Annotated in this window: 20 protein-coding genes; 9 read left to right on the top strand and 11 right to left on the bottom strand. The window is 71.5% G+C overall.

The features are described 5' to 3' along the window. Positions 1-207: 207 nt before the first annotated feature. The 5 genes from ACIRJT_RS26510 to ACIRJT_RS26490 are packed head-to-tail and all read left to right on the top strand — an operon-like array spanning position 208 to position 5,101. The gene (locus ACIRJT_RS26510; protein WP_403913610.1) at positions 208-1,005 is read left to right on the top strand and encodes an ABC transporter ATP-binding protein; all 798 of its coding nucleotides are present in this window, start codon (positions 208-210) and stop codon (positions 1,003-1,005) included. After that, positions 1,002-1,802 carry an ABC transporter ATP-binding protein gene (locus tag ACIRJT_RS26505; RefSeq protein ID WP_403913608.1) on the top strand — a complete coding sequence of 267 codons (801 nt, stop codon included), beginning with the start codon at positions 1,002-1,004 and terminating at the stop codon, positions 1,800-1,802. Before ACIRJT_RS26510 ends, ACIRJT_RS26505 begins: the two co-directional genes overlap by 4 nt. Next, a complete protein-coding gene (locus tag ACIRJT_RS26500; protein WP_403913605.1) occupies positions 1,799-2,689 on the top strand; it encodes a branched-chain amino acid ABC transporter permease in 891 nt (296 codons plus the stop codon). Before ACIRJT_RS26505 ends, ACIRJT_RS26500 begins: the two co-directional genes overlap by 4 nt. Further along, positions 2,682-3,851 carry a branched-chain amino acid ABC transporter permease gene (locus tag ACIRJT_RS26495; protein WP_403913602.1) on the top strand — a complete coding sequence of 390 codons (1,170 nt, stop codon included), beginning with the start codon at positions 2,682-2,684 and terminating at the stop codon, positions 3,849-3,851. Before ACIRJT_RS26500 ends, ACIRJT_RS26495 begins: the two co-directional genes overlap by 8 nt. Next, positions 3,848-5,101 carry an ABC transporter substrate-binding protein gene (locus ACIRJT_RS26490; RefSeq protein WP_403913599.1) on the top strand — a complete coding sequence of 418 codons (1,254 nt, stop codon included), beginning with the start codon at positions 3,848-3,850 and terminating at the stop codon, positions 5,099-5,101. The genes ACIRJT_RS26495 and ACIRJT_RS26490 overlap by 4 nt, the downstream gene beginning before the upstream one ends. Before the next feature lie 33 nt (positions 5,102-5,134). Here ACIRJT_RS26490 and ACIRJT_RS26485 read toward each other — a convergent pair whose 3' ends face one another. Continuing rightward, positions 5,135-7,327, bottom strand: coding sequence for a bifunctional serine/threonine-protein kinase/ABC transporter substrate-binding protein (locus ACIRJT_RS26485; RefSeq protein ID WP_403913596.1), 2,193 nt, complete (start codon positions 7,325-7,327; stop codon positions 5,135-5,137). 32 nt (positions 7,328-7,359) lie between these two features. Further along, positions 7,360-8,217, bottom strand: coding sequence for a hypothetical protein (locus tag ACIRJT_RS26480; RefSeq protein WP_403913593.1), 858 nt, complete (start codon positions 8,215-8,217; stop codon positions 7,360-7,362). Positions 8,218-8,649: 432 nt separating this feature from the next. Between ACIRJT_RS26480 and ACIRJT_RS26475 the strand changes: the two genes are divergently transcribed. From ACIRJT_RS26475 to ACIRJT_RS26465, 3 genes are read left to right on the top strand one after another with little or no spacing between them, the layout of a single operon-like run. Next, positions 8,650-9,798 (top strand): hypothetical protein, encoded by a 1,149-nt coding sequence (locus ACIRJT_RS26475; protein ID WP_403913590.1) that lies wholly within the window; start codon positions 8,650-8,652, stop codon positions 9,796-9,798. Between the two features lie 11 nt (positions 9,799-9,809). Then, entirely contained in the window at positions 9,810-10,433 is a 624-nt protein-coding gene (locus ACIRJT_RS26470; RefSeq protein ID WP_403913588.1) for a papain-like cysteine peptidase, read from the top strand. A gap of 29 nt (positions 10,434-10,462) precedes the next feature. Beyond that, positions 10,463-11,215: a PIG-L deacetylase family protein gene (locus ACIRJT_RS26465; protein WP_403913585.1), complete on the top strand. Its 753-nt coding sequence runs from the start codon at positions 10,463-10,465 to the stop codon at positions 11,213-11,215. Positions 11,216-11,331: 116 nt separating this feature from the next. Here ACIRJT_RS26465 and pssA read toward each other — a convergent pair whose 3' ends face one another. From pssA to ACIRJT_RS26425, 8 genes are all read right to left on the bottom strand, one after another. Continuing rightward, a complete protein-coding gene (gene pssA / locus ACIRJT_RS26460; RefSeq protein ID WP_371628047.1) occupies positions 11,332-12,159 on the bottom strand; it encodes a CDP-diacylglycerol--serine O-phosphatidyltransferase in 828 nt (275 codons plus the stop codon). Positions 12,160-12,181: 22 nt separating this feature from the next. Next, positions 12,182-12,829 carry a phosphatidylserine decarboxylase gene (locus tag ACIRJT_RS26455; RefSeq protein WP_371626902.1) on the bottom strand — a complete coding sequence of 216 codons (648 nt, stop codon included), beginning with the start codon at positions 12,827-12,829 and terminating at the stop codon, positions 12,182-12,184. Between the two features lie 180 nt (positions 12,830-13,009). Continuing rightward, positions 13,010-14,215, bottom strand: a complete 1,206-nt coding sequence (locus tag ACIRJT_RS26450) for an acyl-CoA dehydrogenase family protein (protein WP_403913582.1) — start codon at positions 14,213-14,215, stop codon at positions 13,010-13,012. 49 nt (positions 14,216-14,264) lie between these two features. Further along, positions 14,265-14,768: a MaoC family dehydratase gene (locus tag ACIRJT_RS26445; RefSeq protein WP_403913579.1), complete on the bottom strand. Its 504-nt coding sequence runs from the start codon at positions 14,766-14,768 to the stop codon at positions 14,265-14,267. 2 nt (positions 14,769-14,770) lie between these two features. Continuing rightward, positions 14,771-15,745: an HpcH/HpaI aldolase/citrate lyase family protein gene (locus tag ACIRJT_RS26440; protein ID WP_403913576.1), complete on the bottom strand. Its 975-nt coding sequence runs from the start codon at positions 15,743-15,745 to the stop codon at positions 14,771-14,773. Continuing rightward, complete coding sequence (locus ACIRJT_RS26435) at positions 15,742-17,754, bottom strand: protein meaA (RefSeq protein ID WP_403913573.1); 2,013 nt, start codon at positions 17,752-17,754, stop codon at positions 15,742-15,744. The genes ACIRJT_RS26440 and ACIRJT_RS26435 overlap by 4 nt, the downstream gene beginning before the upstream one ends. Positions 17,755-17,763: 9 nt before the next feature. Continuing rightward, complete coding sequence (gene ccrA, locus ACIRJT_RS26430) at positions 17,764-19,101, bottom strand: crotonyl-CoA carboxylase/reductase (RefSeq protein WP_403913571.1); 1,338 nt, start codon at positions 19,099-19,101, stop codon at positions 17,764-17,766. Positions 19,102-19,454: 353 nt separating this feature from the next. After that, a complete protein-coding gene (locus ACIRJT_RS26425; protein WP_403913568.1) occupies positions 19,455-20,252 on the bottom strand; it encodes a GNAT family N-acetyltransferase in 798 nt (265 codons plus the stop codon). A 178-nt stretch (positions 20,253-20,430) separates the two neighbouring features. Here ACIRJT_RS26425 and ACIRJT_RS26420 point away from each other — a divergent pair, with 178 nt between their 5' ends. Beyond that, positions 20,431-21,225: a restriction endonuclease gene (locus ACIRJT_RS26420; protein WP_403913566.1), complete on the top strand. Its 795-nt coding sequence runs from the start codon at positions 20,431-20,433 to the stop codon at positions 21,223-21,225. Here the strand turns inward: ACIRJT_RS26420 and ACIRJT_RS26415 are convergent. After that, positions 21,212-22,030, bottom strand: a complete 819-nt coding sequence (locus ACIRJT_RS26415) for a TetR family transcriptional regulator (protein WP_403913563.1) — start codon at positions 22,028-22,030, stop codon at positions 21,212-21,214. The genes ACIRJT_RS26420 and ACIRJT_RS26415 overlap by 14 nt on opposite strands. Positions 22,031-22,093 lie beyond the last annotated feature (63 nt).

Raw genomic sequence — 22,093 nt, 5'->3', positions numbered from 1 at the left:
TGAGGATGCCAGCGGCCGGACGGGCGGGCGCCCGCCCGTCACCGCGTCTGTGCGCGTGCACAACGAGGCCCTTCGTTCGCTGGTCGCCCGCATCGAGTCGGTCCCGCGCCGTGGACGCACGTCCCGCCCGGTGCTGGTCTGTGGCACCACCCCCACCAACCAGACGACAGACGAGCACGACACGACAAGGCGGAAGGAGGAGGACGCATGGCAACGCTAGAGATCCGCGGGCTGTCCGTCGGCTACGGACCGGTCCGGGCGCTGCGCGACATCTCCGTCGATGTGCCGGACGGCGGGATCACCGCCGTACTCGGCGGCAACGGCGCGGGCAAGACCACGCTGCTGCGGGCCGTTTCGCGGACCCTCGGCTTCCACCGCGGGACGGGCACCGGAACCATCCGGTTCGACGGCCGCCCCCTGGAGGGGCTGCGGCCCGCCCAGGTGGTGGCCGCCGGAGTGGTCCAGGTGCCGGAGGGCCGGCAGGTCTTCGCCCGGATGACGGTGGCCGACAACCTGCGGGCGGGAGCCCTCGGGGCACGCGGCGGACGCAAGGGGGCGAGTGCCGCGCTGGCCCGGGTGCACGAGTTGTTCCCGGTGCTCGCCGACCGCGCGCACCAGCGGGCCGGGCTGCTGTCCGGCGGCGAGCAGCAGATGCTGGCGATGGGCCGAGCCCTGATGGCGGGGCCCCGGCTGCTCCTGCTGGACGAACCCTCGCTCGGCCTCGCCCCGCTGATGGCGGCCAGGATCGCCGAGACCGTGCAGGAGATCAACGCGAGCGGCACCTCCGTCATGCTCGTCGAGCAGAACGCGGCCATCGCGCTGCGGCTCGCCTCCACGGCGTACGTCCTCGACGTCGGCGAGGTCGCCCTGTCGGGGCCCGCCGACGAACTCGCCGCGTCCGACGAGGTCCGCCGCCGCTACCTCGGCGTCGTCGACGAGGACGCGGCGGCGGACGCAGACCCGGCGGCCCGGAACCGCCGCACCCTGAGCAGGTGGTCCGCGTGACCACCACCGCCACGGTCTCCGCGCACAGCACGACGGCCGCGCTCGCCGTCGAGGACGTCACCGTCCGCTTCTCCGGGCTCACCGCCCTGGACGGCGTCTCGTTCACCGTCGAACCCGGCAGCGTGCACGCCGTCATCGGGCCCAACGGCGCGGGCAAGTCCACCTGCTTCAACGTCCTCTCAGGCGTCTACCGCGCCACCTCCGGGCACGTCCGCCTCGGCGGCACCGAGCTCACCGGACTCCCGCCGCACACCATCGCGGACCTCGGGGTCGCGCGCACCTTCCAGAACCTGGCGCTGCCCCCGCACGCTACCGTCGCCGACAGCCTCCTGCTCGGCCGCCACCGGCTGACCCGCTCCGGGTTCGTCGCCACCGGCCTGCGGCTGCCCTCCGCCGCCCGGGAGGAACGGCGCCACCGCGACCGGGTCCGGGAGATCGCCGCGTTCATCGGCCTCGACGGGGAGTTGGAGCGCCCGGCGGGATCACTGCCGTACGGGCAGCAGAAGCTCGTCGAGCTGGGCCGTGCCCTGTGCATGGAGCCGAAGGTCCTGCTGCTGGACGAGCCGATCGCCGGGATGACGGCGATCGAGCGCCGCCGCACCGCCGCCGTCGTGGCCGACGTACGCGACAGCCTCGGCATCTCCATCGTGCTGGTCGAGCACGACATGGGGGTGGTGATGCGGCTTGCGGACGCGGTGACCGTACTCGACTTCGGACGACGGATAGCCGGGGGCACTCCGGCCGAGGTCCAGAACGACCCGGCCGTCGTCCAGGCCTACTTGGGAGCACCTCAATGACCACGTTCGTCGAACTCCTCCTCGGCGGCCTGTCGATCGGCTCGGTCTACGCACTCATCGCGCTCGGGTTCGTCGTCATCTTCAAGGCCACCGAAGTCGTCAACTTCGCCCACGCGTCCCTGCTGTTGGCGGGCGGCTACGTCACCGCCGTGCTCCACGACGACATCGGGTTCTGGCCCGCGCTGCTCGTCGGGATCGCGGGGGCGGCGACCGTCGGGGCGGGCATCGAGTTCTTCGTGATGCGCCGCTACCGGGGCAGCGACCACAGCGTCCTGGCGATCGTCACCATCGGCGTCGACATCCTCCTGATCACCGAACTCACCCGCCGGATGGGCACGGACGTGCTCGCCCTCGGGGACCCCTGGGGCAACGAGGTCGTCTCCGTCGGCGGCATCACCCTCGCCCAGACCCGGATCGCCGCGTTCCTCGCCGCCGGGCTGCTGATCACGGTGTTCCTGCTCGCCTTCCGCTACACCTCGTGGGGTGTGTCGATGCGGGCCGCCGCCGAGAACCCGCAGACGGCGGCGCTCATGGGCATCAAGCTGGGGCGGGTCTCGCTCGCCGCGTGGGCGGTCGCCGGGGCGCTCGCCGCCGTCGCCGCCCTCTTCCTCACCGTGTTCCCGACCCCGGGCCTGGAGCGCGCCACCTCGCTCGCCGCGCTCAAGGCGTTCCCCGCGGCGATCCTCGGCGGACTCGACTCCACCACCGGGGCGCTCGCCGGGGGGCTCATCGTCGGGGTCACCGAGTCGCTCGCCACCGGCTACCAGAGCGACCTCGCCTTCCTCGGCCGGGGCATCGGCGACCTGGCGCCCTACCTGGTGATGGTGGCGGTCCTGCTCATCCGGCCCGCGGGCCTCTTCGGCACGAAGGAGTCGGCCCGTGTCTGACACCACCGCCGAAGCCGCCCCCGCCGCCGAAGCCCCTGCCGCACCGGCCCCCGCACCCACCCGCGCCCAGGGCCTCACCGACCGGCTGCGCAGGCCCCGTACGTACGCCGTCCTCATCGGCTCCCTCCTGCTCCTCGTCCTCCCTTTCTACCTGGACCGCTTCTGGCTCCAGGCCGGGCTGTTCGCGATGGCGGCGGCGATCGGCGCCATCGGGCTCAACATGCTCACCGGCGCCACCGGGCAGCTCTCCATGGGGCACGCGTTCTTCCTCGCGGTCGGCGCGTACGGCTACTCCGTCCTGGCGGGCGAGAGCAGCACGGAGAACGGGCACACGCTGACCGGACTCGGGCTGCCCACCTGGCTGGCCGCGATCCTCGCCGTGCTGCTCGCCGGAGCGGCGGGCGGGCTCTTCAGCCCCATCGCCGGCCGGCTGCGCGGCGCCTACCTCGGCATCGCGACCCTCGCGCTGATCTTCATCGGGCAGCACGTCCTGTTCAACGCGGACTCCCTGACCGGCGGTTACAACGGCCGGGCCGTACCACCGCTGTCGCTGTTCGGGTTCACCTTCGACGACACCGAACTCGTCGTCGCCGCCGTCCCGTTCGGCTCCTCGGAGAAGCTCTGGTACGCGGGACTGCTCGCGCTCCTGCTGAGCGCGCTGTTCGCCCGGGGCGTGCTGCGCGGCCGGCCCGGACGGGCCATGAACGCCATCCGTGACCACCGGATCGCGGCCGGGGTGATGGGCGTGCCCGTGGCCCGCTACCGGGCCGGGGTCTTCGTCCTGTCCTCGATGTACGCGGGCCTCGCGGGCGTCCTGCTCGCCCTGGTCTTCCAGCGGACCGTGCCCGAGTACTTCGGCATGATCCTGTCCCTCGAATACCTCGCCATGATCGTCATCGGCGGGCTCGGCAGCGTCGGCGGAGCCGTGATCGGCGCCGCCTTCGTCACCCTGCTCCCGCAGGTGTTCACGCACTACAGCGACTCCCTGCCGCTGGTCTCCGCCCCCGGCACGGGCGGGCTGGCGCCCGGTGAGGCGTCCCGCTATCTGTACGGCGCCGCGGTGGTCGCGGTGGTCCTGTTCCTGCCCGGCGGCCTCGCCCGCCTGGGCCTCGCACGCGCGAAGAAGCCCGCGGCTCCGAAGAATCCAGGGGAGAAGTCATGAAACTCAGAGTGCTCACGGCCGTGGTCGCGACCCTCGCCGTCACCCTCGTCGGGTGCAGTGGCAAGGCGACCGACGGCAAGGCGACCGAGGAGGGCGAGGGCGGGATCAAGACGGGCCCCGGGGTCTCCTCCTCGACGATCTCCCTCGGCGTGCTGACCGACATGACCGGCGTCTACGCCTCGCTGGGCAAGAGCGTCACCCAGGCGCAGCAGCTGTGGGTTGAGCAGACGAACGACGAGGGCGGCATCTGCGACCGGAAGATCGAACTGACGGTCCGCGACCACGGCTACGATCCGCAGAAGGCGATCGCCGCCTACACCGAGCTGGAGCCGGAGGTGGTGGGCTTCGCCCAGTTCATCGGCTCCCCGTTCGTCGCCGCCGTCGAGCAGCGCGTCGACGGCCAGGACAAGGGCCTCGTGCTGCCGCAGGCGTGGTCGGCGAATCTGCTGGGCTCCCCGTACATCCGGGTCATCGGCGCCACCTACGACGTGGAGACGATCAACCTCATCGACTATCTCCTCGCCGAGAAGCGCATCGCGAAGGGCGACAAGATCGGTCATGTGTACTTCGAGGGCGACTACGGCGAGAACGCGCTCGTCGGCTCGAAGCACGCGGCGAAGGAGGCCGGGCTGACTGTCGTCGAGCAGAAGATCAAGCCGACCGACAACGACATGACGGCCCAGGTCGCCGCCCTCAAGCAGGCCGGGGTCAAGGCCGTGATCGTCAGCGCGGGCCCGCGCCAGGCGGCCTCGCTCGTCGGCGTCGCGGCGGCCACCGGCTTCGATGTCCCGGTCGTCGGCAACAACTCGGCCTTCGCTCCTCAGCTGTTGAAGACCCAGGCGGGCCCCGCACTGCTCAAGGACTACTACGTCGCCGCCTCCACCCTGCCCATCGGGGACCCGGGCGACGGCCCCGCCAAGCTCGCGAAGGAGTACGCCGCCCAGTACCCGAAGGACGTGCTCGACAACGGCGTCGTCGCCGGCTACACGGCGGCCTCCCTGTTCGGCGAGGCGCTGTCGAAGGCCTGCGACGACAAGGACCTCACCCGCGAGGGCATCGACAAGGCGCTGCTCACCATCAAGGGGTACGGGAGCGAGTTCGGGGTGTCGCACGACTTCTCGGACCCGAAGGCCCCGTCCACCCGGGAGAGCGTCATCATGAAGCCGGACGCGGGCGCCGCCGGCGGGCTGAAGGTGGTCCGGCCGGCCGAGGTCGCGGCGGCGGCGGAGTCCTTCACCGCCGGTTCCTGACCGCTGCCGGGAGGTCCGGCCGGGGACACCCGGTCAGACCTCCCGGCCGTCCATCCCGATGTACCGGAAGCGCCCGCGCTCCACGCGGTAGACGAAGACCCCGGTCCCGGTGTACGTCCCGTTGGCGGGCTCGAAGGCGTAGCTCTTGGACACCCCCTTGTACGAGGTCGTCCGCAGCGCGGGCAGCAGGTCCTGGCGGCTGATCCGCTCCCGGCCCAGCCCCCGCGCACAGGCGGCGATCAGCCCGACCGCGTCGTACGCCTCCGCCGCGAACAGCGGCGGCGCGCTGTCGAACCGCTTGCGGTAGGCGGCGGCGAACGGGTGCACCGAGGGCACGGAAGCCGGATCGGCGGCCGTCGAGACGACCAGCCAGCCCGCCGCGTCCTCGCCGGCCTCCGCCAGGAATCGCGGGTCGTGCACGGCCTGGGTGCCGATCTTCGGCCCGAGGAAACCGGCCCTGGTCAGCGACTTGGCGAACCGTCCGGCGTCCCGCCAACCGCCTCCGTACACCACGGCCCCCGGCCGCTTCGCGGCGATCCGCTCCGCCTCCGCGTCCAGGTCGCGCGTGCCCTCCCGTACGGTCTCGGCGAGCACCGTGCGGCCGTTGCCGCGCAACCCGGTGCCGAGGAAGCGGGTGGTCTGCCGGCCGTACTCGGTGCCGTCGTCGACCAGCGCGATCCGGTCGATCTCGTACGCCCCGAGGAACTGGGCCACCGGCAGCATCTGCAGGTCGTTGCGCGGCCGGGCGCAGAGGAAGATCCGGTTGAGGTGCCGGATGTCCCCGTCGACCACGCTGAGCAGCGGCAGCGCCGCCTCGTCGTACGCGACCAGCGCCTCCCGCGCCGCGGCCGTGCCGGTCGCGCCCAGGGCGGCCACCAGCAGCGGGTCCTCGGCGAACCGGCGCACCGCCGCCCTGGCCCGCTCCTCGTCGCCCCCGTCGTCGACCGTGGTCAGCCGCAGCGTGAACGGCGCGTCTCCCTGAACGTTGTGCTCCGCGACCGCGAGCCGCGCCGCCCGGTCCTGTCCCCTGCCGAGGGCCGCCGACGGGCCGCTCAGGTCGGCCTGGAGCCCGATGTGCAGCTCCGGGCGGACCGCCTTCCCGCCGTCCCCCTCGCCCCTGCCGCCCGAGCCGTCGCCGTCGCCGTCGCCGGAGGAGGCCAGCCACGCGGCGGTGCCGCCCGTCGCCGCGAGCGCCGCGCCGCCGACGACGTACGCGAGGAGGCGGCGACGGGCGGGGGAGGCCGGGACGGTGACCGTGTCCCGGCCACCGGTTCCGGCCCGTGTTCCGGTGCCCGTGCCGGTGTCCGGGCCGCCCGTCGTGCCGGCGTCCAGGCTCGTCGCGTCGATGTCGGGCAGGGCGAGCATCCGCGCCGAGCGCTCGGCGATCAGATGGGTGACCGGACCGGGCAGCCAACTGCCGCCCGACACGTCCTCGGCGAACGCCCGGCGGATGTCCGCCGCCGCGGGACGGCCCCCGGGGTCCTTGGACAGGCACGCCTCGACGACCGGGAGCAGTCCGGGCGGCAGCGCGCTCAGGTCCGCCGTGTCGTGCACGGTGCGGAACAGCATCGCCTCCACCGGGCCGCTGCCGAACGGCCGCCCGCCGGTCGCCGCGTACACCAGGACGCAGCCCAGCGAGAAGACGTCGCTCGCCGGTCCGATCCGCCGCCCCTGCGCCTGCTCGGGCGAGAGGAAGCCGGGGGAGCCGACGATCACGTCCGTCGCCGTGAGGACGGTGTCGTCCAGGGCCCGCGCGATCCCGAAGTCGATCAGCCGGGGCCCGTCCAGGCCCAGCAGGACGTTGCCGGGCTTGACGTCCCGGTGCACGAGCCCCGCCGCGTGGACGGCCTCCAGCGCCTCCGCGAGCATCGAGCCCAGCGCCCGCACCCCGCGCTCCGGCAGCGCGCCCCCGCTGCCGACCGCCTCGCTCAGGGCGGGCCCCGGCACGAACTCGGTGGCCAGCCACGGGGCGGGCGCCTCGGTGTCGGCGTCGACCACGGGCACCGCCCACCGGTTGCGCACCTGCCGGGCGATGGCCACCTCCCGCCGGAAGCGGGCGCGGAAGGCGGCGTCGTCGGCGTACTCCGCGCGGATCAGCTTGATCGCCACCAGCGCGCCGCCGGCCGACCGGCCCAGCAGCACCACGCCCATGCCCCCGGCGCCGAGCCGGCCGAGGACGCGGTACCCGGCGATCCGTGCCGGGTCGGTGGAACGGAGCGGTTCCATCAGGGGTCAGTGCCTTTCGTCCGGGCTCGCGGTCACTTCAGTTCCAGCTCGACGCGGTAGAGCACCTTGGCGCCGCCCTCGGCGGCGATCCGCAGCAGGTCGCTGTTCTTGTAGCCCTTCGCGCCCTTGACCGACACGGCCGTCGTCACCGGACCGATCCGGGATTTGGTCCAGACGTAGTCCTGGATCCCGCCCGACTCCGGGCCGGTGTACTTCCCCGCCTCGAACAGCGAGGCGTCCGCGTTGCGCACGTCCTTCTGGTCGAACCGCAGCGACATCAGACCGCTGAGGTGCTGCCCACCGCCCAACTCCTGCCGCGGGCAGCGGAAGCTCTCCTGCACGGTGTCCTCGATCTCCTTCTCGGCGCCCGCCACGCTCCGGTGCACGGTCACGGTCACCGCCCCCTGCACGCGGCCCCTGCCGTCGCGTGCCGGTACGTCGAGCCGCCGGGTGAAGCTGTCCAGCACCCCGTCGGGCAGCGCGGAGCGACTCCAGACGCAGGAGTCCGCCAGCACGGGCCAGGTGCCGCCGCTCTCGTACGGCGTGTGCCGGACCATCCCCGCCGTCCAGTCGGCCTCCCCGAGCGCGGCGCCACGGGTCAGCTCCCGCGCCCGGGCCGCGTCCTTCGGCACCCGCGCCGGGTCCGGCGTGAACTCGTAGGCGCTGGGCAGTGCCCCTGGCAGCGTGGACTCCTTCGCGTCCGGTTTCCCCGTCGCCCCCGTCGCCCCCGTCTCCCCGCCGCCGGCCGCCCGGCCGCCCCGCTCCGGCGATCCGCTCGCCTTCGGGTCCGGCCCGTCCCCGCCCTTCGACGCCGACCCGCCGCACCCGGCCAGCAGCACCCCCGCCGCCGCGACCGCCGCCACGTGTCTCCCCACCAGCATCAGCTTCATCTTCGGACCCCCCTGGTCCTCTGCTCCGCGCCCTGGCCGAATGGTCCGGGCGTCGACAGCGAGGCGATCCTAGAAGCGGACAGTGCCCTGGTGACGGGACGCGGCTACTCATCCGGTCGGTGGAACGGCTCAGCCGACAGCAGGGTTTCGCCTCTGGCGGCCCGGCGCGCGGGATGGTAAGCGCCGGACATGAAGGACGACCGCGGATGGCCGGATCTCAACCGTCGGACGTGGGCGGGAATCCGGTTCCGGCACGGCGTCAGTGGGGGCTCCGGCTTCGGGCGGCCGCTCTTCCGGGCTTCATGATCGGCGGAAAATTGGTCTGGACCACATGGGGTGCCGGTGATTAGCTCATTCCGGACTCCGCGCCCTCGGGCCGGGGCCGCCGGCTTCCGACCATGTCCTGACGAGTCCTGCTGAGGGGATCCTTCCGTGATCGACATCGTGGCGGTACTCAGGGCCGAGGACGCGGTCCTGGACTTCCTTTCCGTGCTCAGCGGCCGGGAGGCCGAGGTCCACGTCCTGTGCGGCGACACCGGCGAGCGCCTGGTGCTCCCGGCGGGCCGGCCGCTCGCCGAACGGCTCCATGCCCTGGCCCCGCTGGTCGGGCCGGTCGACGAGCACGCCGCCTCGCCCGGACCCGGGGCGCTGGCCGCCCTCGTCGAGGCCTCGGCCCAGGGCGGCCCGGCCCGTCTGTGGACCCACTCGCCCGCCGACACCCGGCGCAGCCGCGGGCGGCTCGGCCGGGACGCCGCCCTCGCCGCCGGTGAACGGCCCGTCCTGCACGCCGTCGGCCACTCGCCCTACCTCCAGTTCATCAGCGACCTGGACCGCCCCCTGGACCGGGCCGAGGTCACCGCCAAGCTCGGCTTCGTCAACCGGCAGTGCGGACACCTGCTGCGCACCGCCTCGGAGGAGTACGTCGTCCGGACCGGGCGGGTCCACGCCACCGAACGCTTCTTCGCGGCCGGACCCGACGAACGCGAGCGTCTGTTCGCGCTCCTGGCCAGCCTCGACGAGGACGCCGCCTCGGTGCCCGACCCCTGGGAATTCGCCACGTCCGCCTACGAGGCCGAGCGGCTGGACACCACCGTCGCGTGGATCGCCGGGCACTGCCCGCCCGGCAGCGGCCCCCTCGTCGAGGTCGGAGCCTGCGAGGGGGCCCTCACCACCCGGCTCGTCGACAAGGGCTTCACCGTCCACGCGACCGAGCCCAACCCGGTCTTCCGCCACCGACTGGCCACCCGGGCCGGGGACAGCGCGCACGTCCACGCGCAGTCCCTGGAGGACCTGGCCGCCCACCCGGAACTCCCCGGCGCCGCCTACCTCCTGATCGAGATGCTGTACTACGGCCAGGATCTCGCCCTGCTCGACCGCCTCCCCGCCGACCTGGTCTTCGTCGCCCTGGCGCCGGAGACGCTCGCCGCCCGGCTGACGCCCTGGCTGGAGCACACCCCGCACTGGGAGAAGGCCGACGAGACGCCGCTCGTCGCCCCGGCGCTGGAGGCCGTCTGCGGCGGTCGCGCCTATCTGAGCAAGCGCGGCAGTATCGGAGTCCTGCTGCGGCGCACCGGCGTCTGACGGAGTCCGCGATGTACGACGTCTGCGTCGGGCTCGGCTACCACTGCGAGTCGACCTACCAGCTCCGCCGGATCACCGGCGTCGAGCGGGCCCACTTCTTCGACTGGCTCGACCTCGATCTCATCGCCGTGAAGGAGACCATCGAGGCCGACTTCGCCAACGTCCTCCGCCCCGGCCTCGGCGAACCGTTCAGCGACGGCGCCTGCGTACGGGACCGGGGCTCCAACATCCGCTTCTTCCACGAGTTCCACGCCCCGGAGGGCGCCCCGCTGACCCCGGCCCTCATCGCCGAGCAGCATCCGGCGGTCCGGGCCAAGTTCGCCCACCTCGCCGACCGCTGGCGGGCCCTGACCGCCTCCCGGTCCCGCGTCCTGTACGTCCACCAGGACGCGTTCGACGAGAGCGGCGCTCCCGAAATGGCCGACCTGCACGGGCTGTTGCGCACCCGCTACCCGGACCACGACTTCGACCTGCTGTGGCTGCGCCGTACGCCCCCGACGGACACCGCCGCGCTCCCGCCCGGCGTCCTGTGGGGCACGGCCGTCCTCAGCCCGAGCCGCTGGGAGGGCGACGACGCCGCGTGGGACGCCGCCCTGGCCCCGCTGGACATCCCCCGCCGCACCCCGGGCCCCTGACCACCGCCCGCAACCCCTCCGGAGGAACCGTGCCCATCGCCGTACCCCCGCCCTGGCGCACCGTCGTCATCTCGCCGCACTTCGACGACGCCGCCCTCTCCCTCGCGGGACTGCTGCCCACCCTGCCCGGCCCCCTCGCGGTGGTCACCGTCCACGGCGGCTCCCCGGCCCCCGGGCTCCCGGTCTCGGACTGGGACGCCCTCTGCGGGTTCAGCTCCGCCGTCGAGGCGTACCGGGCGCGCCGGGCCGAGGACGCCCGCTCCTGCGAGCTCCTCGGGGCCGAGCAGGTCCTCGTCGACCACCCCGACGGCCCGTACGTCGGCGAGGGCGACGAGCCCTTCGGCCTCGACCCCCTGCTGCGCACCCTGGCCCCCGGCACCCGGGTCCTCGTACCGCTCGGCACCAACCAGCCCGACCACGGGGCCGTCCGGCTGCGCACCCAGCGGGTCCTCGCCGCCGCCGGGGCGCCCGAGCCCTGGGTGTACGCCGACCTGCCCTACACCGGACACCTCCCGGAATGGGGCACCCCCGGTGCGGACGAGGCGCTGGCCGCGAGCGAGGACTGGGGGCCCGCCTACCAGGAGCTGAGCCGCACCCGCCGGCCCACCGTCCGCCATGAGCTGGTGCTCTCCGACGAGCAGTGGGCGGCCAAGCGCGAGGCGGTCCTGTGCCATGCCTCCCAGCTCGCCGCTCTCGCCCCCGTCCACGGCGCCGTCCTCTCCCGGACGGGTCCCCTGCGCGCCGAGCTGATCTGGAGCCTGGAGCCCCGCGACGACGAGTGACGCGGGCGCCGGGGAACGTACGGGCGTCCGGAACGCCTGAGCGTGCCGGGAACGCACGAAGGCCCGGATGCCGGGGAGCATCCGGGCCCTCGCCCTCGTCCTGCGCGTGTCCGCCGCTACGGCAGCTGTGCCGCCCGCGCCTCGCGCCGGTTGTCACGGAACGTGTTCACCCGTCGCGCCGTGGCGAACAGCGGGATCACCGCGCCGAGCACCACCTGGAGCGCGCAGCCGGTCTGGAGGAGCAGCTGACCGCCGGGCGCGTCGAACGCCCACGCGGCGAGCAGGCCCATCGCGGCCACGATCCAGCCGAGCATCGCCACCGCGAGGACGCCCCGCGGCTTGGGGTACTCCACGCGGCTCACCATCAGCCACGCCACACCGACGATCGCGAGGAGCGTCGGGATGAACGGCAGCTCCAGGAGCACGATCGAGACGACCGTCAGCGCGCCGAAGGGGCTCGGCATGCCCTGGAACATGCCGTCCTTCAGCGTCACGCAGGAGAATCTCGCAAGCCTGAGCACCACCGCCAGCAGCACGACGATCGCCGCCAGCGCCGACACCCGCTGGTGGGCGTCGTCGGCGACCATGCCGTACACGAGCACGAAGTAGGCCGGTGCGAGCCCGAAGCTGATCAGGTCCGAGAGGTTGTCCAGCTCGGCGCCCATCGGCGAGGAGCGCAGCTTGCGCGCCACGAGACCGTCGAACAGGTCGAAGATCGCGGCCATCAGCATGAGGATCACGGCGGTGGCGGCCGAGTGCCGGGCCATGCCCGTCTCGTCGCTGCCCGTGAGGTGCGGGATCAGAATGCCCGTGGTGGTGAAGTACACCGCCATGAACCCGCACGTCGCGTTACCGAGCGTGAGTGTGTCCGCTATCGACAGCCGCATCGAGAGCGGCATCTCCTCCGCGCCGTCGACGTCGCTCTCGTCGTCGGCTTCCGGCACCCAGCCGGCCTTGGTATCAGGATCAATCACGGTCAATTCGAGTCACCCCCGCGGTGGTGGTCTGACCGACCTCGACCGCGACATCGATCCCCTCCGGGAGGTAGATGTCCACGCGCGAGCCGAAGCGGATCAGGCCGATGCGCTCGCCCTGCTCCACCTTCGTGCCCTGGGGGAGGTACGGCACGATCCGACGGGCGACCGCTCCCGCGATCTGCACCATCTCGATGTCGCCGAGCTCGGTGTCGAAGTGCCAGACAACGCGCTCGTTGTTCTCGCTCTCCTTGTTGAACGCCGGAACGAAGCCGCCCGGGATGTGCTCGACCGACGTCACGGTGCCCGCCAGCGGAGCGCGGTTCACGTGGACGTTGAGCGGGCTCATGAAGATCGCGACGCGGGTGCGCCCGTCCTTCCACGGCATGATGCTCTGCACCACACCGTCGGCCGGGGAGATGACCCGGCCGTCAGTGATCTCGCGCTCGGGGTCACGGAAGAACCACAGCATGCCCGCCGCGAGCGCGGTGGTGGGCACAGCCGCTGCTGCCCAGCGCCCCGACTTGCGGGCGCGGGCCAGGCTGAGGGCTGCGGTGGCGACGGTCGGCAGGAGCCACGGCGATGCTCCGCGGGCGATGCGGACCCCGCCGCGGGATGCGGAGGAAGTGCTGTCGGGCATGAATGACCTTCGTAGCGGATGATGCCGCGCTGGCAACGGGGGACGGCGGCTTTCCGGCGATGGTATCGGTTGCCGGGCGCAACTGGGCAAGCCAGCAGCCGAGTCGGACGGCGGAAAGGCACCCGCCGAGGGTGACTTGGTGTGATGTTCTTCGCCACCAAATCACCTCGAAAGGGACAATCAGCCCTGGAATCGGTACTCCTCCAAGAGGCGCCGGCCAATGATCATTTTCTGGATCTCGGCGGTACCTTCACCGATCAGCAGCATCGGTGCCTCACGGTAGAGGCGCTCGATCTCGTACTCCTTGGAGAAGCCGTAACCGCCGTGGATGCGGAAGGCGTCCTCGACGACTTCCTTGCAGTACTCGGAGGCGAGGTACTTCGCCATCCCTGCCTCCAGGTCGTTTCGTTCCCCGGAGTCCTTTTTGCGTGCCGCATTCACCATCATCGCATGAGCGGCTTCGACCTTGGTGGCCATTTCGGCCAGTTTGAACTGGATCGCCTGGTGCTCGGCGATCGGTTTGCCGAAGGTGTGGCGCTGCTGCGCGTACGAAACACCCAGCTCGAATGCACGTTGTGCGACACCGCAACCACGCGCGGCGACATTCACCCGCCCCACCTCGACGCCGTCCATCATTTGGTAAAACCCTCGGCCGGTCGTGCCCCCGAGAACACGATTGGCCGGAATGCGCAGGTCGTCCATGATGAGCTCGGTCGTGTCGACGCCCTTGTAGCCCATCTTGTCGATCTTCCCGGGGATGGTCAGGCCGGGCCGGACCTCTCCGAAACCGGGCTCCTTCTCGACGAGGAAGGTGGTCATCGACTTGTGCGGCGCGGTGCCCTCGGGGTGGCCTTCGTCACTTCGGCAGAGTACGGCCACCAGATTCGATGTTCCGCCGTTCGTCAGCCACATCTTCTGGCCGTTGAGGACGTACTCCTCGCCGTCCCTCACACCCTTCGACGAGATCGCCGAGACATCCGAACCGAGCGCCGGCTCCGACATCGAGAAGGCCCCGCGCACCTCGCCCAGCGCCATCCGCGGCAGGAAGGTGTCCTTCTGCTCCTGGGTGCCGTGCTGCTTGAGCATGTAGGCCACGATGAAATGCGTGTTGATGATGCCCGACACACTCATCCAGCCGCGCGCGATCTCCTCCACGCACAGCGCGTAGGTGAGCAGCGACTCACCCAGACCCCCGTACTCCTCGGGGATCATCAGCCCGAACAGGCCGAGTTCCTTGAGCCCCTCCACGATTTCCGTGGGGTACTCGTCGCGGTGCTCCAGCTGGGTCGCGACCGGAATGATCTCCTTGTCGACGAAATCCCGGACCGTGGAGAGGATTTCCCGCTGGATGTCGTTCAGACCGGAGGTCTGGGCGAGTCGCGTCATGGCTGCTTCTCCTGTGGCTTCACGCGGATGGCCTTAAGGCTGCACACGGTTACTTGGCGGGCGTCGGGCGGCCGGGCTGCTCTCCGCCACGCTCCTTGATGTACGTCTCGGTCGGGACCATCACCTTGCGTCGGAACACGCAGACGACGGTGCCGTCCTGCTTGTAGCCCCTGGTCTCCACGTACACGATGCCGCGGTCGTTCTTGGACTTCGACGGGGTCTTGTCCAGCACGGTCGTCTCGCCGTAGACCGTGTCGCCGTGGAAGGTCGGCGCGATGTGCTTCAGCGATTCGACCTCCAGGTTGGCGATGGCCTTTCCGGAGACGTCCGGCACCGACATGCCGAGCAGCAGTGAGTAGACGTAGTTGCCGACGACCACGTTCTTGCCGAAGTCGGTCGTGCTCTCCGCGTAGTTGCTGTCCATGTGCAGCGGGTGGTGATTCATGGTCAGCAGACAGAAGAGGTGGTCGTCGTATTCCGTGACCGTCTTCCCGGGCCAGTGCTTGTAGACAGCACCGACCTCGAACTCCTCAAAGGTGCGTCCGAACTGCATGATCAGGCCTCCGGAGCTTCGAACTTCGAGGTGCGCTGCATTCCGGCGGCCCGCCCCTTGCCCGCGATGACGAGCGCCATCTTGCGGCTGGCCTCGTCGATCATCTCGTCGCCGAGCATCGCGGAGCCCTTCTTGCCGCCCTCCTCGGAGGTGCACCAGTCATAGGCGTCGAGGATCAGCTCGGCGTGGTCGTAGTCCTCCTGCGAGGGCGAGAACACCTCGTTCGCCGCGTCGACCTGACCCGGGTGCAGCACCCACTTGCCGTCGAAGCCGAGGGCGGCCGCGCGGCCGGCCACCTCGCGGTAGGCGTCCACGTCACGGATCTGGAGGAACGGGCCGTCGATCGCCTGGAGGTCGTGCGTACGGGCCGCCATCAGGATGCGCATCAGGATGTAGTGGTAGGCGTCCGCCGGGTAGCCGGGCGGCTGCTGGCCGACGACCAGGGTCTTCATGTTGATCGAGGCCATGAAGTCGGCCGGGCCGAAGATCAGCGTCTCCAGACGGGGCGAGGCGGCGGCGATGTCGTCGATGTTCACCAGGCCCTTGGCGTTCTCGATCTGCGCCTCGATGCCGATCCGCCCGACCTCGAAGCCCATCGTCTTCTCGATCTGGGTCAGCAGCAGGTCCAGTGCCACGACCTGCTGCGCGTCCTGGACCTTCGGCAGCATGATGCAGTCGAGGTTCGGACCCGCGCCCTCGACGACCGTGATGACGTCCCGGTACGTCCAGTGCGTCGTCCAGTCGTTGACCCGCACGACCCGGGTCCTGCCGCTCCAGTCACCGTTGTTCAGCGCGTCCACGATGGTGTGGCGCGCGCCCTCCTTGGCGAGCGGCGCGCAGGCGTCCTCCAGGTCCAGGAACACCTGGTCGGCCGGGAGGCCCTGGGCCTTCTCCAGGAAGCGCGGGTTCGAGCCCGGCACGGCCAGGCACGAACGGCGGGGGCGCAGCCGGTTCACGGGGGCGGTGGGCGTGGTCATGCGGGGACCTCCAGAGGGTCGAGCTTGTTCGCTTTCCGGATCTCGTCGACGATACGGCCGATGATCTCGGTGATGCCGAAGTCCTTCGGGGTGAAGACGGCGGCCACACCGGCTTCGACGAGTGCGGCGGCGTCGGCCGGCGGGATGATGCCGCCCGCGATCACCGGGATGTCCGGGGCCCCGGCCTCGCGCAGCCGGTGCAGGACGTCGGGGACCAGCTCGGCGTGCGAGCCGGACAGGATCGACAGGCCCACGCAGTGCACGTCCTCGGCGATCGCCGCGTCGGTGATCTGCTCGGGGGTCAGCCGGATGCCCTGGTAGACCACCTCGAACCCGGCGTCCCTGGCCCGTACGGCGATCTGCTCGGCCCCGTTGGAGTGCCCGTCCAGGCCTGGCTTGCCGACCAGCAGGCGCAGCCGTCCCACGCCCAGGTCGGCGCAGGTGCGGGTGACCTTCTCGCGCACCAGGGCCAGCGTGCTGCCCGGCTCGGCGGTGACCGCCACCGGGGCCGAGGAGACCCCGGTGGGCGCGCGGAACTCGCCGAAGACGTCCCGCAGGGCCCAGGACCACTCGCCGGTGGTGACGCCCGCGCGGGCGCACTCGACGGTGGCCTCCATCATGTTCTCGGTGCCCGCGGCGGCCTTCTTCAGCGCGGCCAGCGCCTCGGAGGCACGCGTCTCGTCGCGGTTGTCCCGCCACTCGTGCAGGGCGGCCACGACCCGGGCCTCGTTCTCGGGGTCGACCGTCATGATCGCGCCGTCGAGGTCGGCGGTGAGCGGGTTGGGTTCGGTGCTCTCGTAGATGTTGACGCCGACGATCTTCTCCTCGCCGCCCTCGATCCGGGCCCGCCGCGCCGCGTGCGAGGAGACCAGCTCCGACTTGAGGTAGCCGGACTCGACGGCCGCCATCGCGCCGCCCATCTGCTGGATCCGGTCGATCTCCGCCAGCGACTCCTCGACCAGCGAGTCCACCTTGGCCTCGATGACGTGCGAACCGGCGAAGATGTCCTCGTACTCCAGCAGATCGCTCTCGTGCGCCAGTACCTGCTGGATCCGCAGCGACCACTGCTGGTCCCAGGGCCGGGGCAGCCCCAGCGCCTCGTTCCAGGCCGGCAGCTGCACGGCGCGGGCGCGGGCGTCCTTGGAAAGGGTGACGGCCAGCATCTCCAGGACGATCCGCTGGACGTTGTTCTCCGGCTGCGCCTCGGTCAGCCCGAGGGAGTTGACCTGGACGCCGTAGCGGAAACGGCGCTGCTTCGCGTTCGCGATGCCGTAGCGCTCGCGGGTGACGCGGTCCCAGATGCGGCCGAAGGCGCGCATCTTGCACATCTCCTCGATGAAGCGGACGCCCGCGTTCACGAAGAACGAGATGCGGGCGACCACGTCACCGAACTTCTCCTCGGGCACCTGGCCCGAGTCGCGGACCGCGTCGAGCACCGCGATGGCGGTCGACATGGCGTACGCGACCTCCTGGACCGGGGTGGCCCCCGCCTCCTGGAGGTGGTAGCTGCAGATGTTGATGGGGTTCCACTTGGGGATGCGGTCGACCGTGTACGTGATCATGTCCGTGGTCAGCCGCAGCGAGGGCACCGGCGGGAAGACGTGCGTCCCGCGCGAGAGGTACTCCTTCACGATGTCGTTCTGCGTGGTCCCCTGGAGCTTGTCGGGGTCGGCCCCCTGCTCCTGGGCGACCACCTGGTAGAGCGCCAGCAGCCACATGGCGGTCGCGTTGATCGTCATCGAGGTGTTCATCTGCTCCAGGGGGATGTCCTGGAACAGCCGCCGCATGTCACCGAGGTGCGAGACGGGAACACCGACACGGCCCACCTCGCCGCGGGCGAGAATGTGGTCCGGGTCGTATCCGGTCTGCGTGGGCAGATCGAAGGCGACCGAGAGACCCGTCTGGCCCTTGGCGAGGTTGCGGCGGTACAGCTCGTTGGACGCCTCGGCGGTCGAGTGACCGGCGTACGTCCGCATGAGCCAGGGCCGGTCCTTCTGACGTTCGTTCATCGGAGAACCTCAGACGTTGCGGAAGCGGTTGATGGCGTCGATGTGCTGTTCGCGCATGTCCTGGTCGCGCACGCCCAGGCCCTCGCTCGGTGCCAGCGCCAGGACGCCGACCTTGCCCTGGTGCAGGTTGCGGTGGACATCGTAGGCGGCCTGGCCCGTGTCCTGGAGGGAATAGACCTTGGAGAGCGTCGGGTGGATCTTGCCCTTCGCGATGAGCCGGTTGGCCTCCCACGCCTCGCGGTAGTTGGCGAAGTGGGAGCCGATGATGCGCTTGAGGGACATCCACAGGTAGCGGTTGTCGTACTCGTGCATGTAGCCCGAGGTGGAGGCGCAGGTGGTGATGGTGCCGCCCTTGCGGGTGACGTAGACCGAGGCGCCGAAGGTCTCGCGGCCCGGATGCTCGAAGACGATGTCGATGTCCTCGCCGCCGGTGTACTCGCGGATGCGCTTGCCGAAGCGCTTCCACTCCTTGGGGTCCTGGGTGTGCTCGTCCTTCCAGAACCTGTAGCCCTCGGCGTTGCGGTCGATGACCGCCTCGGCGCCCATGGCGCGGCAGATGTCGGCCTTCTCCGGGCTGGAGACGACACAGATCGGGTTGGCGCCGCCGGCCAGCGCGAACTGGGTGGCGTAGGAGCCGAGTCCGCCGCTGGCGCCCCAGATCAGCACGTTGTCGCCCTGCTTCATGCCCGCGCCGTTGCGCGAGACGAGCTGGCGGTACGCGGTGGAGTTGACCAGGCCGGGGGCGGCGGCCTCCTCCCAGCTGAGGTGCTGGGGCTTGGGCATCAGCTGGTTGGACTTGACGAGGGCGATCTCGGCGAGGCCGCCGAAGTTCGTCTCGAAGCCCCAGATCCGCTGCTCCGGGTCGAGCATCGTGTCGTTGTGGCCGTCGGAGGACTCCAGCTCGACCGACAGGCAGTGCGCGACGACCTCGTCACCCGGGTTCCAGGCGTTCACGCCGGGCCCGGTGCGCAGGACGACGCCCGCCAGGTCGGAGCCGATGACGTGGTACGGCAGGTCGTGGCGCTTGGTCAGCTCGCTGAGCTTTCCGTAGCGTTCCAGGAAGCTGAACGTCGACACCGGCTCGAAGATCGAGGTCCAGACGGAGTTGTAGTTCACCGAACTGGCCATCACGGCGACGAGGGCCTCGCCGGGCCCGAGTTCGGGGACCGGGACGTCGTCCAGGTGGATCGACTTGCGCGGGTCCTTGTCGCGGCTTTCGAGCCCCGCGAACATCTCCGCCTCGTCCTTGTGCACGGTGATCGCGCGGTAGGACTCGGGGAGCGACAGGGCCGCGAAGTCCGCGGCGGTGCTGTCCTCGGATTGGATCGCGTCCAGGATTTCCTTCACGGTGTTGCCTCCGGTGATGCGGCGTCGAGGGAACGCTTGAGGGGCCCTGCTGGCAGGGGGGAGCGGTGTGGAGGTGGTTGCCGTCGGTTCGGCGGGTGGAGCTCGGCTCTGCCCGGTGGAGCAGAAGGGTGCCTGTGACGCAGGCGTCCGGGCGCGCAGCACGGTGGTTGCGGGGACAGCCGGCGTACGTGTGAGGTCTCAGCACGCCGGCCGCCCGGACACCTTCAACGTATGGCACTCCGTGACACCTGACAAGGCACCGAGTGCCAACAATTTCCCTCACTTGTCATCCCGTGGGCACGCATGAGCAACACGATGGGTGTTACAGGACGTTCTGTCCTGCTGGCGGGCGGCTACCGGGCCGGGCGGTACACATACGGCGTCGTCGTGCCGAGCGCCGTGAAACCGAGCCGGCCCAGGATCGGCGCCGACATGTCCGTCGCGTCGACCTGGAGGTAGCGGTAGCCGCGCTCGGCGGCCACGGCGGCCCGGCGGGCGACCAGGGCCCGGTACAGGCCCCTGCCGCGCCATTCGGCGACCGTTCCGCCGCCCCAGAGCCCGGCGAAGGCCGTGCCCGGGTACAGCTCCATGCGGGCCGAGCCGACCGGCTCCCCGTCGGCCATCGCCACCAGGGCCACGAAGTCGTCCGGAGCCCGCTCCAGCCGCGTCAGCACCTGGTGGCGCAGCCGGCCCGCGTCCGTGCCGAACGCCCGCTCGTGGGCCAGGGCCATCAGCTCGGCCCCGGCCGCGTCGGTCACCGGGCACAGGGTGACGCCCTCGGGCAGCCCGACCCCGGGCAGGGAGGTCACCGCCTCGACCGGGGCGACCAGCAGGGTCTCCGGCGGATCCGGCACGAAACCGGCCGCCCGCAGCCGGTCGCCCAGGTCGGACGGCCGGTCATGGGAGTAGAGCTTCCACTCGAACTCCCCGTGGCCGAGCGCGGTGCAGTGTTCGATCTGGGCCCTGATCGCGGCGTCGGCACCCGCGGCGTCCAGCTCCGGGTCCGACCAGACGACTCCGTTCCAGTCGTCGGGGCCGCCGACCTGGCGCACCAGAGGGCCGGCGCGTTCGACCCGGACCCCCGGGCCGTCCGGGCGGGCGTGCTCGCGCATCGTGCGGTCGTACAGGTCGCGTACGTCGTCGGTTCGCATCCGCGCACCTCAGCACAGCGGCGATCGGCGGACCAGCGGATTTCGGCGGACCGGTGGATTTCGGCCGCCTCCGGCGAGGAACGACTCAGGGCCGACGCGTCGGAAGCCCGGCCCGGGGCAGGTGGTCCAGGCAAGTGATCTTGAATGGGCCGCAGAAGCAGACAGGGGTGGGGAACCGATGGCGATACCGATCCGCAGACGGAGCGTCCGGGAGCGGCGCACTCCTTTCGACCTCCGGCGCACCACGTTCGGTTTCGCGCTGATCGCGCTGATCGTCGCGGGCGGCGGGATGGGGCTGCGGGCCGCCTGGCGGAGCACCGGGCTCCCCCCGGCCGCCGCCGTGCTCCTGGTCCTTCTGGGGTTCGTCGTGGCCGTGCTGGTACTGCGCCGCCGACGACGGGCCCGGCGGGTCGCCGAGACCGTCGCGGATGCGGCGTACGGGATCGTCGACGCGGGCCTCGCGGAGCTGGACGCCGCCGAGGCGGCCCGCGCGGAGGCCCGGGCGCAGGCCCTCCCGGAGCTCCCGGAGCCCGCCCACCCCGTCGACTACGCGCAGCTCGACCCCTACGCCTTCGAGGAGGCCGTGGCCGAACTCTGCCGCCGCCACGGCTGCGCGGACGCCGAGGTGGTGGGCGGCGCCGGCGACCTTGGCGCCGACGTCCTGGCCACCACCCCGGACGGTCGCCGCCTGGTCGTGCAGTGCAAGCGCTACGGGCCGGACAACCGGGCCGGCTCCCAGGACCTCCAGCGCTTCGGCGGCACCTGTTACGCGGTCCACGGGGCGGATGTCGCGCTCGTCGTGTCCACCGGAGGCTTCACCGAGCCCGCGCTCGACTACGCGGACCAGTGCGCCATCCTCTGCTACGGCCCCGAGGAGCTGGCCGCCTGGAGCGAGGGCGCCGCGCCACCGCCCTGGGAGGCGGCGGTGGCGGTCGCCGCGGAGGAGCCCGCCGCCGGACTCAGCGGTCCTTGAGCGCCTGCTGGATGGTCCGCATGACCTCGTCGAGGGGGGCGTCGGTGCGCGCCACCGCGACGAGCACCTCGCCGTCCGCGGCCACCGTCGCGGCCGGGGCGCGCTCGGGCTCGGCCCCCGCGGTCCGGCCCGCTCCGACACCCGTGCCGAAGGTGTCGCGCACGATGGCGAAGGCGCGGTCGAGCTGGGCCTCCACATCGCCCTGCCCGCCCGCCCGCAGCCAGCGGCGCAGCACATGGTTGTGCGCGGTGACCACGGCGGACGCGGCGACCTCCGCGAGCAGCGGGTCGTCGTTGCCCACGTGGTGGTCGCGCTCGTCGAAGTGGCCCAGGAGATAGCGGGTGAACAGCCGCTCGTAGCGGGCCACCGACGCGATCTCGGCCTCCCTGAGGGTCGGTACCTCACGGGTCAGCTTGTAGCGGGCCACGGAGACGGCGGGCTTGGCCGCGTACATCTTCATGACCTCTTTGATGCCGCGGCAGACGGTGTCGAGCGGGTGCTCGTGCGCGGGCGCGGCGTTGAGGACGGCCTCGGCCCTGACGAGGGTGTCGTCGTGGTCCGGGAAGATGGCCTCTTCCTTGGAGCGGAAGTGGCGGAAAAAGGTCCGCCGGGCGACGCCCGCGGCGCCCGCGATCTCGTCGACGGTGGTCGCCTCGTAGCCCTTCGTGGCGAAGAGCTCCATCGCGGCGGCGGCCAGTTCACGGCGCATCTTGAGCCGTTGGGCGGCGGCGCGGGTCCCCGCGGTGGTGGTCTCCGGGGCGTCGGTCGCGGCGGTTGCACGGGGTGACTTGGCGGGCTGGGACATGGCATGAACGTAACGCATCGGTGCAGGAGAGCGCGCCTGCGGGGGCGGACCGCCGGGGGGTCC

It is taken from the genome of Streptomyces sp. NPDC102283, assembly GCF_044766265.1.
Taxonomy (GTDB): domain Bacteria; phylum Actinomycetota; class Actinomycetes; order Streptomycetales; family Streptomycetaceae; genus Streptomyces.
This window is presented reverse-complemented; position numbering and strand designations above follow the sequence as displayed.

What these genes read in the sequence shown, in the direction of transcription:
- ACIRJT_RS26455 (WP_371626902.1), bottom strand. Translation starts at nt 12,829, where the DNA reads ATGCCCGACAGCACTTCCTCCGCATCCCGCGGCGGGGTCCGCATCGCC.
- ACIRJT_RS26485 (WP_403913596.1), bottom strand. Translation starts at nt 7,327, where the DNA reads ATGGAACCGCTCCGTTCCACCGACCCGGCACGGATCGCCGGGTACCGC.
- ACIRJT_RS26440 (WP_403913576.1), bottom strand. Translation starts at nt 15,745, where the DNA reads ATGACCACGCCCACCGCCCCCGTGAACCGGCTGCGCCCCCGCCGTTCG.
- ACIRJT_RS26480 (WP_403913593.1), bottom strand. Translation starts at nt 8,217, where the DNA reads ATGAAGCTGATGCTGGTGGGGAGACACGTGGCGGCGGTCGCGGCGGCG.
- ACIRJT_RS26470 (WP_403913588.1), top strand. Translation starts at nt 9,810, where the DNA reads ATGTACGACGTCTGCGTCGGGCTCGGCTACCACTGCGAGTCGACCTAC.
- ACIRJT_RS26415 (WP_403913563.1), bottom strand. Translation starts at nt 22,030, where the DNA reads ATGTCCCAGCCCGCCAAGTCACCCCGTGCAACCGCCGCGACCGACGCC.
- ACIRJT_RS26510 (WP_403913610.1), top strand. Translation starts at nt 208, where the DNA reads ATGGCAACGCTAGAGATCCGCGGGCTGTCCGTCGGCTACGGACCGGTC.
- ACIRJT_RS26445 (WP_403913579.1), bottom strand. Translation starts at nt 14,768, where the DNA reads ATGCAGTTCGGACGCACCTTTGAGGAGTTCGAGGTCGGTGCTGTCTAC.
- ACIRJT_RS26450 (WP_403913582.1), bottom strand. Translation starts at nt 14,215, where the DNA reads ATGACGCGACTCGCCCAGACCTCCGGTCTGAACGACATCCAGCGGGAA.
- ACIRJT_RS26500 (WP_403913605.1), top strand. Translation starts at nt 1,799, where the DNA reads ATGACCACGTTCGTCGAACTCCTCCTCGGCGGCCTGTCGATCGGCTCG.
- ACIRJT_RS26425 (WP_403913568.1), bottom strand. Translation starts at nt 20,252, where the DNA reads ATGCGAACCGACGACGTACGCGACCTGTACGACCGCACGATGCGCGAG.
- ACIRJT_RS26490 (WP_403913599.1), top strand. Translation starts at nt 3,848, where the DNA reads ATGAAACTCAGAGTGCTCACGGCCGTGGTCGCGACCCTCGCCGTCACC.
- ACIRJT_RS26435 (WP_403913573.1), bottom strand. Translation starts at nt 17,754, where the DNA reads ATGAACGAACGTCAGAAGGACCGGCCCTGGCTCATGCGGACGTACGCC.
- ACIRJT_RS26420 (WP_403913566.1), top strand. Translation starts at nt 20,431, where the DNA reads ATGGCGATACCGATCCGCAGACGGAGCGTCCGGGAGCGGCGCACTCCT.